The organism is Paenibacillus turicensis, assembly GCF_017873435.1.
Lineage (GTDB): Bacteria > Bacillota > Bacilli > Paenibacillales > Paenibacillaceae > Fontibacillus > Fontibacillus turicensis.
Genome location: NZ_JAGGKG010000001.1, coordinates 498523 through 515595, shown reverse-complemented (window position 1 = coordinate 515595; position 17073 = coordinate 498523). Strand labels below are relative to the sequence as shown.

Here is a 17073-nt window from a genome sequence, read left to right as displayed (position 1 = left end):
CTTCTATAGCGCTCTTCAAATGTATACGCTAAATTCATGCTATTTTGATTCCATCAATGGCAATAAATATCCATAATTTTCTTCTCTCATTTTATCTAGCGGAATAAACTTAATGGAGGCACTGTTGATACAATAACGTTTACCACCACGATCGGCAGGCCCGTCGTCAAACACATGACCAAGATGGATGTCACCTGCTCGACTCCTAACCTCTGTACGCTCCATCCCGAAGCTAGTATCGGTTTTATACGTGACTACCTCAGGTGCAATTGGCTTCGTAAAACTCGGCCAGCCACAGCCAGAATCATATTTATCTACGCTAGTAAATAAAGGTTCACCCGTTGTAACATCCACATACAAGCCTGGTTCATAATTGTCCCAATATTCGTTACTAAAGGCGCGTTCCGTATTATTATTTACAGCGACGGCATACTGGGCATTGGTTAATCGATCCTTTAATACTTCGTTTGTTGGACGTGGATACATCGTAGGGTCAATCACGATTTCTTGTTTATCCAAAATACTTAAATCAATATGGCAATAACCATTTGGATTTTTTTCTAAATAATCCTGATGATATTCCTCAGCTAAATAATAGTTTTGTAGCGGTTTAACTTCTGTTACGATCGGTTTGTCATATTTCTTTTGCTCTTCGGCTACGGCCTGTTGAATGATTTTAGCGTCTTCATCTGACGTATAATAAATACCTGACCGATATTGAATACCTTGATCGTTTCCTTGCTTATTTAGACTAGTAGGATCAACCACTCTGAAGTAATACTCAAGCAATTTCTCTAGATTTACTTGTTTTGGGTCGTATTTTACATGAACGGTTTCAGCAAAACCACGGTCACCCCGAATAACATCTTCATAGGTAGGTTGCTCACCTTCTCCATTGGCATAACCAGAGGTTACATCTTGAACCCCATGAATTCGTGCCATATATGCTTCGACTCCCCAAAAACAGCCACCAGCTAAATACACCTCTTTTAACTCATCCTCAGAGACGGTTACTATTGGTTTTTGAGGCGAGGGGGCAGCAGCAATTTTGCTCTCAGCTTTACTACCGCATGCAGACAAAACGATAATCATTGTAAGAAGACATAGACCCAGCACACTACTTTTCATCAACTTCATATCGTTACTCCTTCCTCACTTCATTCCGTTCAAAGTCTCAACAATTTGCTCATTGTCAGCATGACCTGGTTGTGATTTAGCCAAAATACCGTCTGAGCCAATGTAAAATGAACTTGGATAAGCTCTGAGTCCAAACTGTTTAGCCCATTCCCCATCCTCATCTAACAAGACAGTCAAGTTACTGTAAGGTTGTCTGTTAAACCATTCAGCAAACTCCTTAGCGGATTTTTCCCCTTTGTAGTTAGGCGTTACGATCGTTATAACTTTAAAATCCTTTTCTTGACCGGCTAATGTATTGAGGTCTTCAAGACCTGCAAGGCAAATCGAACACCAAGAAGCCCAATATTTCACATATACTTTTTTACCTTGAGCATCCTTTAGTTGAAAGGAGTTGCCTTTTAAATCATTTAATACAAACTGTGGAGCGGCTTCCCCCTTGTTCATAGTAGCTTGTGCTCCCATATTATTGCTTTGTGAGGGCTGTTTGGTGCCACAGGCGGTTAAGGTGGCTAATAAGCTACCTATGATAAGCACGTAACCAAGCCATTTCCATGTACGTTTCATCTGTTGTTCCCCCTATTGTTCTCATCATTATTGAAACCAGCTTACAATCATATTAAGCCGATCAGTCATCAGCAAGACGCCCATCACAATAAGCATAAGGCCTGAGCCTACTTTGATTACACCCATATATTTATACAAACGACGCACCCGTTTAATAAAAAATTGTGAAGATAGTGACATGATCAAAAAAGGAATCGCTAAGCCTAATGTATAAAGGAGCATGAGTAATCCGCCATAAGTAGGGGAGCCCTCGCCCGCGGCAATACCAAGTATGGCAGCTAATATAGGTCCGATACACGGCGTCCATCCGAAACTAAATGTTAAGCCAAGTAGGAATGCGCCAACATAACTCCCTTTGTTAGCATGGTTACTAGATAGCTTTCGCTCTCGCTCTAACCAAGGAAATTTAATCCATCCTGTTTGGTAAATCCCAAATAAGATAACGATAGCCCCACAAATCGCAATAAACTTAGAGCTTGTAATTAAATTGCCAAGTACACCAGAACCAAAGCCAAGTATAATAAACACGACGGACAACCCGAGCACAAACAACAAGGTTCTTACAAAAAATCCAGCTCGAATCGTAACCGAGTCATGATTTATATTGCTGTCCTCATTTACGATATTTCCCGACAAATAGGATACATACACTGGCAGTAATGGCAAAATACAAGGGGAGAAAAACGAGAGTACCCCTGCTCCAAATACACCAAACAGGTATACAAAGTCGATACCCATACCTATCACCACCTAACTATGCTTAGTAATTGCTAAGGATCAACGACTGAAATAAATCGGAAGTGTAAACCAGAAGCAACTACCGTTTCCTATAGTGCTGTTCACCCCGATTTCACCACCATGGAGCTGGACGATGGATTCAGCAATGGCAAGACCAAGTCCTGCGCCACCATTATTTTTGCTACGTGCTTTATCAATTCGATAAAAACGTTCAAATATACGTGAAGTTTCTGCTTCTTCGATGCCTTCTCCTTCATCTATAACCGAAATTATTAAAAATTTACCCTTCTCTGTAGCGGATAAAACGATTTTCCCTTCAACTGGAGAGTACTGTATGGCATTTTGTAGTAAATTAGATAATACTCGCTTGATTTGTGCAGGCATCATCAGTGCAGCAGGTAATTTATGCGGTAAATCAATGTCGACATCCAGCTTTTTCTCAGCGAGGTGGAAAGAGAAGCTTTCCAGCGTACTTAGTAACAACTCATCTGCATGATATGGAATAGGCTCGAACACATCGCCTTTTGCTTCTATACTTGATAATTCAAATAAGTCCTGAATAAGCCCTGCTAATCGCTTTGTTTCTAACCGAATCGTTTTGAGGTAACGCTCAAACGTATCCTTGTCTTTAATGACATCATCCTCTAGAGCTTCTACAAAGGATTGGATGGAGGCTAACGGTGTTCGCAAATCGTGAGAGACGTTTGCAATTAACTCCCGTCTAGCAGATTCAGAGTGATGCAGATCGTTAAAGCTTTCCTCTAATTTGGAGCTCATCGTGTTAAATTGTGCTGCGAGAAGCTTGAACTCTTGGGGGCCGATTAAGGGGACTTTGCTATCGAAATCCCCCTCGGCAATTTGGATCGTTTGTTCTGTAATTTGCTGTATCGATTTCTCTAAAGGTTTTGTCATCAAATACTGAAGGATAAAGGAGAGGACGCCCACCCCAACGGTTACACTAGACAACCAATACAATTGCTCAATAGAAAGAAACATTCTATTATAGCTAACAAATAAACATACTAATAAGACACCAATCCCTGACAGGCTCGATAATAATAAGTAAGTACGTAGCTTCATGAGTTCCCATCACCTGCAAACTTATAGCCTATACCCCAGACTGTTTTAATATACTTTGGCTCAGAAGGAGTGGGTTCAATCTTTTCCCGTAATCTCCGAATATGCACGGTCACAGTCGTTGTGTCTCCCTCATAGCTAAAATCCCATATTTTACTCAAAATCTGTGTTCTAGAAAATACTTGACCTGGATGGCTTGCTAGTAGAAATAGCATATCAAATTCTGTTACAGTCAAATCGATTTCATGCCCGTTGATCTCTACTGTACGCTTACCAACGTCTATAGTAAGTCCTTCATATTTAATGGTATGTTCAGATGCCTTAGTTGGCGAGGAATTTACATAGCGCATTCGACGTAAAATTGCTTGTACGCGTAACACGAGTTCTCTTGGACTAAATGGTTTGGTCAAATAGTCATCTGCACCCATCGTCAGTCCCATCAATCGATCCTGCTCTTCGCCACGGGCGGTCAACATTACAATGGGGATATCTTCCGTTTGGCGAATCTCGTTGCAAACCTCCCAACCACTTTTACCCGGCATCATCAGGTCTAATACAATCAAGCTTGGACTTTGACTTTGCCATAACTCGATGGCTTCTACGCCGTCTTTAGCAGTAATAACTAAATAACCTTCTCTTTCCAAATATCTGCGACAAACATCCGTAATATTTGCATCGTCATCAGCGACTAATATTGTTTCCTTCACACTGAATCACCCCATTATTGAGAAAATTAAATTTGACTTCATCATACCATGGGCTGACGATGCTGCGCAGTCTGTTTACCTCTATTTCATTGAAGCTGTAGGCTTCATATACTGATTAACCAACTTTTTAGTTACATAAGTGCTACCCTTAGAAACTGTAGGGGCAGTATCCAGTTTAATTTGCTTCCCATTAACTGTTACTTTTTTTGATCCGATCCAAAGCTTAATACTTTGGCCCACAGGCTTCATGTCATCTTTCATGCCCATGTCATCCTTCATCATCATGTCGTCTTTCATGCCCATGTCATCCTTCGCCATCATGTCGTCTTTCATGCCCATGTTGTCATCTTTCATCATTCCATCCATCTTACCTTTGTAAACTAAAGTGACGGATCTTTCTTTACTGTTCCACTGTACACTATAGCCATACATTTCTGATGCCTGTCTTAAATTAAGTAGCTCCATTCCATTCTTTTTCATCATTTTGATTCCTGCGGCATTGGTTAATCCAGAAAATGTAAGTGAGAGGATTAATACCGCCATCATCAATAATGTTTTTCCACGATTTCTTTTCATCATTTTATTCAACCTCCAATATTGGTTTTCTTTCATGGTTAGATTAAATAACAGAGCTTACGATTCTCTAAGCTAAGTCTTACAATTTTATTACGATCATTTTTGGACTGCTCATTTTTGTGTTCTTTGGATAGATATAACCAATCCAATTGTTGATATACTAGCAAAAAAGAGAGATAGATGAAGAGGAGGTAGGAGAACGATGAGAAAACATACATCTCCTTTACTACGTGGGCGTGATTTAATATCACCAACGATTGCGGCTTTAATATCGGTTATTGTGAATTACGGAGGAACTTTTATTCTTGTATTTCAGGCGGCGAAAGTTGCGGGCTTAAGCCCTGAAATGACTGCATCATGGATTTGGTCGATTTCCATTGGGGTTGGTATAACTGGGATATGGCTAAGCTATCGATATCGGGAACCGATTATTACAGCGTGGTCTACACCAGGTGTTGCATTTCTAGTGTCAGCGCTGGCCGTCACTCCTTATCCAGAAGCTATTGGCGCTTACATGATTTCCGCAGTAGGTTTCATTATTTTAGGTTTAACAGGGATGTTTGAACGTTTTGTTCAGCTTATACCTTCCGGGATTGCTTCAGGATTACTAGCTGGAATTTTGTTGCAGTTTGGTATTTCTGCATTTGCGGGCGCAAAGATAGATCCGATCCTTGTCGTTATATTGTTTGCCTCTTATATTTTACTAAGGCGATTTACGTCACGTTATGCGATTGTAGGTATTTTAGTCATCGGATTGATTTATTTAATGAGTACAGGTAAGGCTGATTTCAGTGCCATTACTTTAACCATTGCATCACCGGTGTTTGTTGCTCCACAGTTTTCATTACATGCTTTATTAGGAGTTGCACTGCCGTTATTTATTATTACATTAACTGGGCAATACATGCCGGGTATGCTTGTCTTACGGAATGACGGTTTCAAAACGAGTGCAAATCCAATTTTAATTGCAACAGGCTTGGGCTCTCTGATCACAGCACCTTTTGGTTCACATGCCTTTAATGTAGCTGCGATTACAGCGGCGATTTGTACAGGGAAGGATGCACATGAAGATGCATCAAAACGCTATATTGCAGGCATTGCATGTGGAGTTTTTTATATTACTGTGGGCATTTTTGGGGTAACGTTAGCAGCTTTATTTCTAATTCTTCCTGCTACATTTATTGCAACATTAGCAGGACTCGCTCTAATTGGCACGATTGGTGGGAGCCTTGCTAATGCTTTGATAGAACCAAAGGGTCGTGAGACCGCATTAATTACGTTTTTAGCAACAGCAGCAAATGTAACCTTGCTTGGTGTTGGTGGTGCATTTTGGGGACTTGTTGCAGGGTTGTTAGCGCATCTACTGATTAATGGCAAAACTCCATCCTTTACTAGCTTTTTAAGAAGGTAAATTGTGATGAAGTTGTAAAATCAATAGTTTATTAAAGTTTTGATGTAAGCTCAAGCCATTCCCTCTTTAAGATGGCATATTGAAATGTATTTTCATATTTTGGTGTGCCATCTTCATTTTTAGTAAATGAAATGTACTCAATAAAGCAACCTTCCTTACGCATGCCTAACTTTTCGAGCAGTTTTTGTGACCGCAAGTTATCATCCTCAACATAGGCATACACCCTTCTGGCGTCTTTCTCCATAAAGAGATACCTCAAAAGTGCGTGAGCACTTTCAGTTGCATATCCTTTTCCTTCGTATTTCTCATTAAAGTGCCATCCAACACTATAAGTATCAGGATCTTCCTTCATCAAAAATAACTCGCCAATAAGCTGATTATTTTCCTTTAATGCAACTGCGAGATAAGTATCATCCCAACTTCTTTTTTTTACCTTTAGCAATGCTTCCTCAAAGGATGAATTTTTATCAATCAAGAAGCAGTTTACTCTAGGGTTTTCCGTATATTCAAACAATCCTTGTGCATCTTCTGTAGCAAAGTTTCTTAATATTAAACGATTGGTTTCAAATTTAAGCATAGGTAATGCCTCCTAATTATTTTCCCGTCTCATTTTCTGTTTTCGAAAAAATTTGGACTAACTTATCCTTATAAATATAACCGAAGATGAAAGCGACCACAGAGATGACAGAAATAATGATCGCTGATCCGTATTGTTCTAAATGAATCGTGGAGCCAACGGCGACTGAGCCGATAATCCATGGTAAACGTGCAACAAGCAAAATGATGAAGAAACGCAAGGAGCTTATTGACGTTAAAGCAGCTACGTATACGAGAAAGTCCTTTGGTAACCCAGGAATAACGAAAAAGATAAATAAAAATACGGAAAATTTCTTTTCATCCTTGATAAGTGCCATCCACTTGTAATCTTTTTTTTGTAGTAGCTTTTCAATGTAAGAGCGACCAATAAAACGAGTAAAATAAAAAGCCATCGCTGAACCTAACACCATGCCTACCGTATTATATAACGTCCCAAGACCAATACCATAAATGTAACCCCCTGCAATTTGGACGACTTCTCCTGGAATAGGTGCAATTACAATCTGAAGAACTTGAAAGAGAATAAACATAATCGGTCCCCAGCTTCCTGTAGAACGAATATATTCTCTAAAATTATCCATGGAGGATAATATTCTTAAAATTTCAGGCGAATAATAAATAAAAATGATGATTGAAATGGCTGTTAATATGAGCAAAGCTATTTTTAATATATTACTTTTTGATAAATGTCGCATCGCACTGCTCCTTACATGACGGTGATTATATTTTAAGTATAATTTGATTTCATTAAGAGTTATCTATATGATTTCTGAAGAATTCTTAAGTTTGATGTATTGACTGGTGAGGATCAAGACCAAACATTATACTGAACATGAACGGAGGGATCTTATGGGCAAGCAAATTTTAATTGCTGATGATAATAGTGAAATTAGAGAAATCGTTAAAATATTATTGGAAAGTGAAAATTATATCGTCATTGAGGCAGTGGATGGTCAAGATGCAATAGATAAAGTTAATGAAGAAATTGATCTTATCATTTTAGATATTATGATGCCTAATAAATCTGGTCTAAAAGCATGTGTTGAGATTCGTGAAAAAACGAGCGCACCCATTTTATTTTTAACGGCTAAAACACAAGATTCAGATAAACAGCTCGCATTTTCGTCTGGCAGTGATGATTTTTTATCTAAGCCTTTTTCCTATACTGAACTGGTAGCTAGAGTCAAAGCTTTGTTACGTAGATATTATGTTTATCGTGGAAAGGAGAAGGCAGAGGAATTTGATAAAATTATGATTAAGGACCTCATTGTGGAGCAAGAATCTAAAATGGTAACTGTGGGTGGAAAGGAAATTGCGCTCACGGAGATAGAATTTAACATTTTGCTCTTATTAGCTAAAAAAAGAAGAAAGGTATTTTCAGCAGAAAATATTTATGAGAGTGTATGGGGACAACCTTATTTTTATACGTGCAATAATACAGTTATGGTGCATATTCGTAATCTTAGAAGCAAGCTAGAGGATGATCCACAAAACCCTAAATATATTAAAACGGTTTGGGGGAAGGGGTATAAGGTTGAATAAATTACTTATTGGCAAAAAGCTGAAGCTTAAATTAGTATTTGCTGTACTATTTTCACTTCTTATTTTTGTAGGTTCATTCCTTGTTTTGGAAAGTGCAAGTGAAAGTATAATCAACAATTATATAAGCAAGTCGACCTTTGTAGAGAAAAGACAACAAGATGCATTAGACCGCTTTAGCACCTTTGTTCGTGATGAGCATATTTCAACCGGAGATCATGAGCGATTATCCGCATGGATCCGTAAGGAGAGATATTTAAATTTATATCTTTTTGTCGATAAAAAGTTAATTTACTCCTCAAATAATACCGAGCTAACTCCAGCTATGAATGAGCAACTTTTAACACAGCTTATTCCATCTAAAATACCCATCATAACCATTTCATTTGTGGATCAAAATGCGGAAGTGTACTTGGTTGGTTACTATGAATACCAGTATTATAACCTCATTCTTCTATTGTGCTTCTCTGTAGCGGGTATTTTATTTGTAGGCTCGTTTTTATTCATGATCAATAAAAAAACATCCTATATCGGTGTACTGGAGCGCGAGATCAAAATATTAGAGGGTGGCAATTTAGATTACTCCATTACTGTTTCAGGCAATGATGAGTTATCCTCGTTAGCACAAAGTATAAATGAGATGCGGCAATCGTTTAGGGACCGACTGGGCAGTGAAGAGAATATAAGGCAAGCCAATCGAGAATTAATTACAACGATCTCTCATGATTTGCGTACCCCACTTACCATTTTATTAGGCTACATGGACATTATTCAGCTTAATAAATATAAGACGCAAGAGGACTTATTACAATACATCCATAATAGTAGAGAAAAGGCGTATCAGATTAAAGCACTAACAGATAAGCTGTTCGAATACTTTACTGTTGCTTCTAACTCTGAGGAAGAGGAGATTGAGTTTGAAACGTATGAGGCATGTGCATTGATGGATCAACTCATCGAGGAGCAGCTATTTGTATTAAGTAATATGGATTTTGACTTTGAGATGGATACAAAACCTGAGGAAGGTTGGCTTGAAGTCAATTTGGTTTCTATTCGTCGTGTGTTTGATAACATATTTTCCAACATTCAAAAATATGCAAATCCGTCTCAGCCTATAAAAATTAGCTACTATATGGAGCAGTCGATGTTCCACTTACTTGTGCAAAATGCCGTTAAAAAAGTAGATAAGAAAAATGATAGTAATGAAATTGGCTTGGTTAGCTGCCAAAAAATGATACAACAGCTTAATGGGACACTAAATGTTGTTAATGATGAGGAATTATTCACATTACACATCACATTGCCTATTATTATGAAAAAATAAGATGGGAAATTAAAATATTTCCCTCTCTTTAACCATTCACTGGTTTTTCGATATGCACCATCACTTTAACCAAATATTCATCTGGATTTTGGATTGAGACCTCATCCTGTAAATATTCCTCGTAAGCATCCCCAATGATAACGTAATTATTTTTTTCAATATGATCAAAAATTTGTGGATAAATTTTATCTGTATCTCCATAGTCTGCTCTGCTATAAGAAACTAAGTAAAATCCCTTTGGCATATATGCCTGCTTGTGGAATTGGGTATTCATATAGCAATACATATAAGACATCTGATCCCCATGTTTCTTAAGCAAGCTTTCCTGCGGAATAATAACCCCAATTGGATATCCGAGCGGTGCATTTTCCTTCTGGAGACGGAATTGAAAATCATTCCATAGCTCTTCTGGAAATTGTTGTTTGTTGGTGTCTATACGAGTGCTTAAAAGGATCGGTGTTTTATTTTGCCAAATGATATTCATCTCATTAATATCCACATTCAGCGAATGCTCAATATTCTCAGCGCGTTTAACAATCATTTGCTGTGCTCGTTCCAGCTTTGCAATTTGCAATTGGATCAGTTTCTCCTGTTTATGAAAAAGTTCAAGTGTACTGGCGGGTGTACGTTTGCCTAAATGGACTTGAATCTCATCCAGCGACATGCCAAGCTCCTTAAAAATATAAATGACACCAATGGTATCTATTTGGCTACGGTGGTAGTAACGGTAACCATTGTCTGCTACCCATGCAGGCTTAAATAACCCAATTTGATCATAATAAATGAGTGTTTTACGTGGTGTTTCTACCATTTTTGAAAATGCACTTATCGATAATAAGTCGTTTTGATGCATAACTAAACTAACCTCCTAAAAGGAAAAAATAAAATTGACTGTATAGTAACTATACAGTTTATAATACCATTTATCCATTACAGATATGATGTAGGCAGCAGTAGAGAAAAAGTGTGACTATGTTGTGGGCTATCAAAAGGAGAGAGAAAAGTATGCTTAAAAAATTGCTGCAAAGTTTGAGGGAATATAAGAAGGATACATGGTTAACCCCTTTATTTTTACTTGGTGAGGTTGCAATGGAGGTTATTATTCCTTTATTGATGGCAGACCTAATCGACCAAGGGATTACGGGTGGAAATATGAATATGATCGTTAAATACGGTTTGATTCTTGTTTTATTTGCACTGGTGTCACTTTTATTTGGTGCCCTTGCAGGGAAATATTCCGCAATCGCCATGTCGGGTTTTGGGAAAAATCTACGTTATGATCTGTTTCGTCATGTCCAGCAATTATCCTATTCCAATATGGATAAATTTTCAACGTCGGGTATCGTAACACGCTTAACCACAGATATTTCGCATGTGCAAAACGCCTTTTTAATGATTATCCGCATTGCGTTTCGTAGTCCTGTGATGATGATTTTTGCAACGATCATGACTTATCGAATTAGCCCTACAATTGCGGGCTGGTTCCTAGTTGTCATTCCATTTCTAGCGATTGGTATTTTGTTGATTATGAAATATTCCTTCCCTGTCTTCGAACGTGCCTTTGATGGTTATGATGATTTAAATAAAGTCGTTCAGGAAAACGTACGGGGAATTCGTGTGGTGAAGTCCTATGTGCGAGAAGACCATGAAATTTCAAAATTTGAGGCTGTATCTCAAAAAATATTTACACTCATGACCAAAGCGGAACGCATCTTGTCCTATGAACTGCCGTTAATGAATGTCATTCTGTATGGTGTGATGCTCTTAATTTCTTGGATTGGCGCAAAGCTAGTTGTAGGTGGAACGATGACAACGGGTCAGCTTACGAGTGTATTCGCCTACTCCATGCAAATTTTGATGAGCTTGATGACACTCGGGATCGTCGTTATTTTTATCGCGATTGCCCGAGCTTCTGCTGGACGGATTAACGATTTATTAAAGGAGCAACCTGAGATTACAAGTCCTGCTTCACCAGTAACACAGCTTACAACAGGGGATGTAGAGTTTCGTAACGTGTCCTTTAGCTATTCAAGTAAAGCAGACAAATATGCATTATCCAATATCAATATTAACATTAAGTCTGGTCAAACGATTGGGATTATTGGAGGCGCAGGCAGTGCAAAATCTACACTGGTGCAGTTAATTCCACGTCTCTATGATGCAAGCGAAGGAGAAGTGCTGGTTAGCGGTATAAATGTGAAGGAATATGATCTTGGTGTGCTCCGAAGTCAAGTTGCGATGGTGCTGCAAAAAAACATTTTATTTGAGGGCTCGATAAAGGAAAATCTTCGTTGGGGCAACGAGTTGGCTACAGATGAGGAGCTAATTGAAGCATGTAAGGCTGCTCAAGCACATGATTTTATTTCGACCTTTCCGAATGGCTATGACACGCATTTAGCACAAGGAGGAAGCAACGTTTCTGGAGGTCAGAAGCAGCGGCTTTGTATTGCAAGAGCATTACTAAAACGACCTAAAATTCTTATTTTAGATGACTCCACTAGTGCTGTTGATACGCGAACAGATGCGATGATTCGTAAAGTGTTCAAGGAAAGTATTCCTGATACGACAAAAATCATTATTGCACAGCGACTCGCTTCCGTAGAGGATGCTGACCAAATTATTTTGCTAGATGAAGGGAAAATGGTAGATATCGGTACACATGAGGAGCTATTGGCCAGAAATGAAATTTATCAAGAGGCTTATTATACACAAATAAAGGGAGGTGAGGAGCATGTCGGATAACAAGAAGCTGGATAATACGGGAACAGAAAGTACAAAAACGGGAGCAGAGAGTACAAAAGCTGAAACTATCGAAACAGAGAATATAAGCTATATGAAGACGATGAAGCGGCTCTTATCCTATTTTAAATATTATAAGTTTAAGTCCTTTCTCGTGTTGGTGTTTGTATTAATCAGTGGTGCAGTCTCCGTCGCCTCCGCAACCTTTTTAAGGCTGCTTATTGATGACTATATCGTGCCGTTACTTGGGGATCAAAATCCAGTATTTAATGCCTTGTTCCAAGCGTTAAGTATTCTTGCCTTGATTTATGCAGCGGGTGTAATTAGCACGTTTGCGGCTAAAAGGCTTATGATTACAATTTCCCAACAGATTATGAAAAAAATTCGTGATCATTTGTTTGCGCATATGCAAAAGCTCCCTATTAAGTACTTTGACCGCAAGGCACATGGCGATATTATGAGCCATTATACCAATGATGTGGATACACTTAACATGATGTTAACGGACGGATTACCCCAATTGCTATCTACCTTTATTACGGTTTTAGTGGTGCTTGGCACGATGCTTTATTTAGATATCCCATTAACGATCGTTGTATTATTAGGTGCAGCACTTATGTTATGGGTTACCAAAAAAGTTGGCTCAAAAGCAACCGAACACTTTTTCAAGCAGCAGGAATCAATTGGTGTGGTAGATGGTTATATTGAGGAAATGATTCATGGTCAAAAGGTGGTTCAAGTATTTAGCCGAGAAAATAAAACGATTGAACAATTTGCGAAATTAAATGATGAATTGTTTGAAAGCTCTGCTACAGCTAATAAATATTCCAACATCTTGATGCCTGTTAATGCCAATATTGCGACCTTAATTTATGTGCTCGTGGCGATTGTTGGAGGCGCGCTGGCGATCTCTGGCTGGGATAAAGGATTGACGTTAGGAAGCATTGCTGCCTTTCTAAGCTTGTCCCGTAACTTTACGATGCCAATTGCCGAAATATCCTCACAGGTAAATATGTTTGTGGTGGCATTAGCAGGGGCACAGCGTATTTTTAATATGATGGATGAAAATCCTGAAGAGGATGAGGGGCGTGTCACACTTCAACAAGAAGGAAATGGTCGTGGGTGGTCATGGAAGCTGGAAGATGGCTCGCTCGTGCCATTAATGGGAAAAGTGGAGCTAAAGCAGGTATCCTTTTCTTATGATGGAAAGAAGCAAGTGCTTCATGACATTACGTTATATGCTAAGTCTGGACAAAAGCTTGCTTTTGTGGGGGCTACTGGGGCTGGGAAGACGACCGTCGCTAATCTATTGAACAGATTTTATGATATTACCGATGGTGAAATTATTTATGATGGAATCAATATTAAGGATATTAAAAAGGCGGATTTGCGCCGTTCATTAGGAATTGTTTTGCAGGATACGCATCTCTTCTCTGGAACGGTAGCGGATAATATTCGGTATGGCCGTCTAGATGCCAGTGACGAGGAAGTGAAGGAAGCGGCGAAGTTATCTTATGCTGCGAGCTTTATTGAACGTTTGCCAGAGGGATATCAGACAAAATTAGACGGAAGTGGAAACGGACTTTCTCAAGGGCAAAGTCAATTGCTGGCGATTGCTAGAGCGGCAATCGCGAACCCGCCAGTGATGATCTTGGACGAAGCCACCTCGTCGATTGATACTCGAACAGAAGCGTTAGTTCAATTAGGGATGGATAATTTGATGGAGGGCAGGACGGTATTTGTTATCGCCCACCGTCTATCTACAGTACGCAATTCTAATGCCATTATGGTGATGGAGCATGGACAGATTAAGGAACGTGGCGATCATACGCAATTGATTAGTGAGAAAGGAATATATTATCAGCTTTATACAGGCGCTTTTGAGTGGGAGTAAAATTGACTATACAAACGAAGAAAAGGGGAGAGCCAACATCATGTGGCTCTCCCTTTTACACGAAATTATGGCTCCAAGCCGGAAATTAATTGACCATTAACATATCCAGTTACTTTGTCATAGCTTGCAAATTGATTGCCTGTTGCTTTAAATGAATAATCGTTGGTTTGATCATAAGCAGACCAGTTTGCCTTAGAGAATCTGCTATGCACTTCTGCACTTTGTCCAGGCTGGAGTACCCCAGCGGCGCTCGTAAAGCCAACTTCCACATAATAATCTGCCCCTGTTACAGGCGTTTCCAATTTAACAAATGTGCTTGTTACATTTTCATTCCCAATCGTAGCCCAATCTGTCCAGAAGTTTTGCGCTTGCTCCCCATCGATTGTGTAATAATAACGAAGCTTGACATCCTTGAGCTGAATTGGCTCATCCCCTGTATTCACTAGCTTAAATTTAGGAGAGATTCCAGAGGTAGAGCTGCTTGTATCCCCGTTATAAAATTGTACGTCTAATTCTCCGCTCGGAATAGGAATGCTACTGTCAGTTACCGTAATGGTCAAGATTGCAGGTGTTCCGCCGCTAAATTGGAACGTAATGGCATGCTCCCCAACAGGTAATGAGGCAACATAATCCTTACTTAAGGTAACAGAACTCTCATTAGCTACATAATCTTGGCCTGCTACTAGTGCTACAGTTCCATTTGTAAGCTTCGTTAGTTCATGTCCATTTAGAGAGAGGCTGATGACAACATCCAATGGATCGGTTGCCCCTTTGTCAAAGGTTACTTGTTGTGGTGAGATTGTTGCGCTTGGTGAACTATCTGTCACCTTAACTTTAAGCGCAGGATCACTACCTTGGTTAAAGTCAAAAATAATGGAATGCTCACCAACAGAAAGTCTCTTTAGAAACTCCTTTTTGAGTAACACTGTATTTTGGTCCACAGTATAGTCAGTATTTTCGGTTAATGCTTGGTTACCAAGTTTGAGTCCATTCAAGGTGTTACCGTTAAAGTTGATCGTGATGACTTGATCCTCTTGATTGGTTGCATATTTATCAAATTCAATACTTTTTGGTGAGATCGTTGCACTTGGAATTGGGTTTTCAGCGTTTAAATCAGGCAACTCATCTAATGTAATGACATAGTCGCTTTGATAAAGCTCTTTTAAAGTCGCTTTGAAGTTATAAGCTTCATCCATTAGGAATTCACCATACCAAGGGCAGAAATATAACCAAGCTGCTTTTTCATCTAGCAAGTTTTGTAGGCTTGGAACGGTATCGTTTTCCGTCATTGCTACCATTTTTGTTCCCTTAGTCAAATCGACAAGCTGATAAAAGATCGAGCTAATTGCATCTTCATTAGGCACACCTGATAAGCCATCATCTCTGTTGTAGATCGTATTATATTTGTCAAAGCCTACAAGATCGACCTTATCATCACCAGGATACCATGCAGGAGAGGTGCTATAGACATAACTGTTATATGTCCAAATTAAGTTATGCAAGCCATAGGTTTCTGTCAGCTCTGTATAGAGCATATTCCACATATCCTTATAAACCTCGGCACCACCTGATGCCCACCAGAACCATGCCCCTTCACCATTTAATCCACCGTTGCCTTCTGCTTCATGATAAGGACGGAAGATAACAGGCACGTTATTTTCCTGCAAAATTTGCAGCTGCTCTGCGAGGTCGCTGATCGCCAATTGTAGATATTGATATTCCTTTGTACCTGGAATAACTGCATTTTTTGTATTAAAGTTTGTTTCTGTAGGCTTGTATGTGGCTTCCTTCCAGTCTACAGCTTCTCCAAGCTTATAGGTTGTAAAGTTCCTTGGTACATTAATATGCCAAGAAGCAGTTGCGATCCCACCACGGTTTTTAACCCAGTCGATCATACGCTCTGTTGTACCATCATCCCACCCATATAGTGGGTTATAGTTCATTAGATCAAAGCCACGGATTGCAGGATACTTACCACTTAAATTATAAATCCAGTCAAATTCAAGCTCATAATTACCATCATTCCCGCTACCGTATATTTCCTGTTGTCCTGAAAGCATATTTTTACCATAAACTTCGGTTAAGTAGTCCATCAGTCGTTGTGTTGAAGGTGTTGCCTGCTTGTCAGATAAAATAGGCTCTACGTTGAGCGGATCAAGGTCTGCGACATCCACTGTGAAACTGTCAAAGTACGCAAAGCCCCAACCGGCTTTCACTTGAATGGTGTTTATTCCTTTATTGAGCTTATGATAGCCAAAATTAAAGTTAGTCCATGATGTCGTGTAGGGGAGCATATAAGACCCTTTAGATTTGCCGTTAATATTTAAATATTGGAGTCGGCCTTCCTTGCTTAATTCTTGCATAAAGGAAGTGGAGATCGTATACATCCCTGTTTCAGGCACAGTAACATCAAAAGAGATCGTACCTGAGCTTTGCATCCACACAAATCCAGTTCCAGTGTAGCCAGGCTTAGGTACTCCATAAATATCTGTGGTGACTTTAAGATCTGGGGTAAGCTGCGCATCTTCCGCTTCTACCTTAATTAGGGGGTTGTCTGCATGCGCAGAAGGGGGTGAAATAAAGCCAACAACGCCAAATACAAGAGTCACTGCCAACATCACTGCACTTGCTTTCTTGAACCAATTCTTCATCGTCAAAACTCCTTTTCATTAAAATATGAAAATAGTTTCACTTTTGTTGATTCATGGAAGCGATTTCAATCTAAACATAGCATAAAGACCAATTTTTGTAAATATAGCAAATTAGTAAT

Annotated in this window: 15 protein-coding genes; 5 read left to right on the top strand and 10 right to left on the bottom strand. The window is 39.2% G+C overall.

Translation table 11 applies throughout. From position 1 onward, the window contains the following. Positions 1-39: 39 nt before the first annotated feature. The 6 genes from msrB to J2Z32_RS02070 form a co-directional block, all read right to left on the bottom strand. On the bottom strand, positions 40-1137 hold the full coding sequence (msrB, locus tag J2Z32_RS02095; RefSeq protein ID WP_245251050.1) for a peptide-methionine (R)-S-oxide reductase MsrB: 1098 nt from the start codon (positions 1135-1137) through the stop codon (positions 40-42). Positions 1138-1152: 15 nt separating this feature from the next. Then, positions 1153-1701, bottom strand: a complete 549-nt coding sequence (locus tag J2Z32_RS02090; protein ID WP_210087465.1) for a redoxin family protein — start codon at positions 1699-1701, stop codon at positions 1153-1155. 27 nt (positions 1702-1728) lie between these two features. Further along, positions 1729-2439: a cytochrome c biogenesis CcdA family protein gene (locus J2Z32_RS02085; RefSeq protein ID WP_210087464.1), complete on the bottom strand. Its 711-nt coding sequence runs from the start codon at positions 2437-2439 to the stop codon at positions 1729-1731. A 39-nt stretch (positions 2440-2478) separates the two neighbouring features. Next, a complete protein-coding gene (locus J2Z32_RS02080) occupies positions 2479-3351 on the bottom strand; it encodes a HAMP domain-containing sensor histidine kinase (protein ID WP_425342978.1) in 873 nt (290 codons plus the stop codon). 164 nt (positions 3352-3515) lie between these two features. Continuing rightward, a complete protein-coding gene (locus J2Z32_RS02075; protein ID WP_210087462.1) occupies positions 3516-4223 on the bottom strand; it encodes a response regulator transcription factor in 708 nt (235 codons plus the stop codon). Between the two features lie 81 nt (positions 4224-4304). Then, complete coding sequence (locus J2Z32_RS02070) at positions 4305-4802, bottom strand: stalk domain-containing protein (RefSeq protein ID WP_210087461.1); 498 nt, start codon at positions 4800-4802, stop codon at positions 4305-4307. Positions 4803-5001: 199 nt separating this feature from the next. On the opposite strand from J2Z32_RS02070, the gene J2Z32_RS02065 reads away from it, so the two are divergent. Next, positions 5002-6210 carry a benzoate/H(+) symporter BenE family transporter gene (locus J2Z32_RS02065; RefSeq protein WP_210087460.1) on the top strand — a complete coding sequence of 403 codons (1209 nt, stop codon included), beginning with the start codon at positions 5002-5004 and terminating at the stop codon, positions 6208-6210. 31 nt (positions 6211-6241) lie between these two features. Here J2Z32_RS02065 and J2Z32_RS02060 read toward each other — a convergent pair whose 3' ends face one another. Together J2Z32_RS02060 and J2Z32_RS02055 are read right to left on the bottom strand one after the other, a co-directional pair. Then, entirely contained in the window at positions 6242-6787 is a 546-nt protein-coding gene (locus J2Z32_RS02060) for a GNAT family N-acetyltransferase (protein ID WP_210087459.1), read from the bottom strand. A 16-nt stretch (positions 6788-6803) separates the two neighbouring features. After that, complete coding sequence (locus tag J2Z32_RS02055; RefSeq protein WP_210087458.1) at positions 6804-7502, bottom strand: TVP38/TMEM64 family protein; 699 nt, start codon at positions 7500-7502, stop codon at positions 6804-6806. A gap of 154 nt (positions 7503-7656) precedes the next feature. Between J2Z32_RS02055 and J2Z32_RS02050 the strand changes: the two genes are divergently transcribed. Continuing rightward, the gene (locus tag J2Z32_RS02050; RefSeq protein ID WP_210087457.1) at positions 7657-8349 is read left to right on the top strand and encodes a response regulator transcription factor; all 693 of its coding nucleotides are present in this window, start codon (positions 7657-7659) and stop codon (positions 8347-8349) included. Continuing rightward, the gene (locus J2Z32_RS02045; RefSeq protein ID WP_210087456.1) at positions 8342-9670 is read left to right on the top strand and encodes a HAMP domain-containing sensor histidine kinase; all 1329 of its coding nucleotides are present in this window, start codon (positions 8342-8344) and stop codon (positions 9668-9670) included. Before J2Z32_RS02050 ends, J2Z32_RS02045 begins: the two co-directional genes overlap by 8 nt. A gap of 28 nt (positions 9671-9698) precedes the next feature. On the opposite strand, the gene J2Z32_RS02040 is transcribed toward J2Z32_RS02045, so the two are convergent. Next, positions 9699-10523 carry a MerR family transcriptional regulator gene (locus J2Z32_RS02040; protein WP_210087455.1) on the bottom strand — a complete coding sequence of 275 codons (825 nt, stop codon included), beginning with the start codon at positions 10521-10523 and terminating at the stop codon, positions 9699-9701. Positions 10524-10675: 152 nt separating this feature from the next. On the opposite strand from J2Z32_RS02040, the gene J2Z32_RS02035 reads away from it, so the two are divergent. Both J2Z32_RS02035 and J2Z32_RS02030 read left to right on the top strand, forming a co-directional pair. Next, positions 10676-12412: an ABC transporter ATP-binding protein gene (locus tag J2Z32_RS02035; protein WP_210087454.1), complete on the top strand. Its 1737-nt coding sequence runs from the start codon at positions 10676-10678 to the stop codon at positions 12410-12412. Continuing rightward, positions 12402-14303: an ABC transporter ATP-binding protein gene (locus tag J2Z32_RS02030; protein WP_210087453.1), complete on the top strand. Its 1902-nt coding sequence runs from the start codon at positions 12402-12404 to the stop codon at positions 14301-14303. The genes J2Z32_RS02035 and J2Z32_RS02030 overlap by 11 nt, the downstream gene beginning before the upstream one ends. Positions 14304-14368: 65 nt before the next feature. Here the strand turns inward: J2Z32_RS02030 and J2Z32_RS02025 are convergent, their stop codons facing one another. Next, positions 14369-16954 carry a glycosyl hydrolase gene (locus J2Z32_RS02025; RefSeq protein ID WP_210087452.1) on the bottom strand — a complete coding sequence of 862 codons (2586 nt, stop codon included), beginning with the start codon at positions 16952-16954 and terminating at the stop codon, positions 14369-14371. Positions 16955-17073: the final 119 nt, after the last annotated feature.

Coding starts and splice junctions, on each gene's coding strand:
- msrB (WP_245251050.1), bottom strand. CDS start 1,137: ATGAAGTTGATGAAAAGTAGTGTGCTGGGTCTATGTCTTCTTACAATG.
- J2Z32_RS02090 (WP_210087465.1), bottom strand. CDS start 1,701: ATGAAACGTACATGGAAATGGCTTGGTTACGTGCTTATCATAGGTAGC.
- J2Z32_RS02085 (WP_210087464.1), bottom strand. CDS start 2,439: ATGGGTATCGACTTTGTATACCTGTTTGGTGTATTTGGAGCAGGGGTA.
- J2Z32_RS02080 (WP_425342978.1), bottom strand. CDS start 3,351: ATGACAAAACCTTTAGAGAAATCGATACAGCAAATTACAGAACAAACG.
- J2Z32_RS02070 (WP_210087461.1), bottom strand. CDS start 4,802: ATGATGAAAAGAAATCGTGGAAAAACATTATTGATGATGGCGGTATTA.
- J2Z32_RS02065 (WP_210087460.1), top strand. CDS start 5,002: ATGAGAAAACATACATCTCCTTTACTACGTGGGCGTGATTTAATATCA.
- J2Z32_RS02060 (WP_210087459.1), bottom strand. CDS start 6,787: ATGCTTAAATTTGAAACCAATCGTTTAATATTAAGAAACTTTGCTACA.
- J2Z32_RS02055 (WP_210087458.1), bottom strand. CDS start 7,502: ATGCGACATTTATCAAAAAGTAATATATTAAAAATAGCTTTGCTCATA.
- J2Z32_RS02050 (WP_210087457.1), top strand. CDS start 7,657: ATGGGCAAGCAAATTTTAATTGCTGATGATAATAGTGAAATTAGAGAA.
- J2Z32_RS02040 (WP_210087455.1), bottom strand. CDS start 10,523: ATGCATCAAAACGACTTATTATCGATAAGTGCATTTTCAAAAATGGTA.
- J2Z32_RS02035 (WP_210087454.1), top strand. CDS start 10,676: ATGCTTAAAAAATTGCTGCAAAGTTTGAGGGAATATAAGAAGGATACA.
- J2Z32_RS02030 (WP_210087453.1), top strand. CDS start 12,402: ATGTCGGATAACAAGAAGCTGGATAATACGGGAACAGAAAGTACAAAA.
- J2Z32_RS02025 (WP_210087452.1), bottom strand. CDS start 16,954: ATGAAGAATTGGTTCAAGAAAGCAAGTGCAGTGATGTTGGCAGTGACT.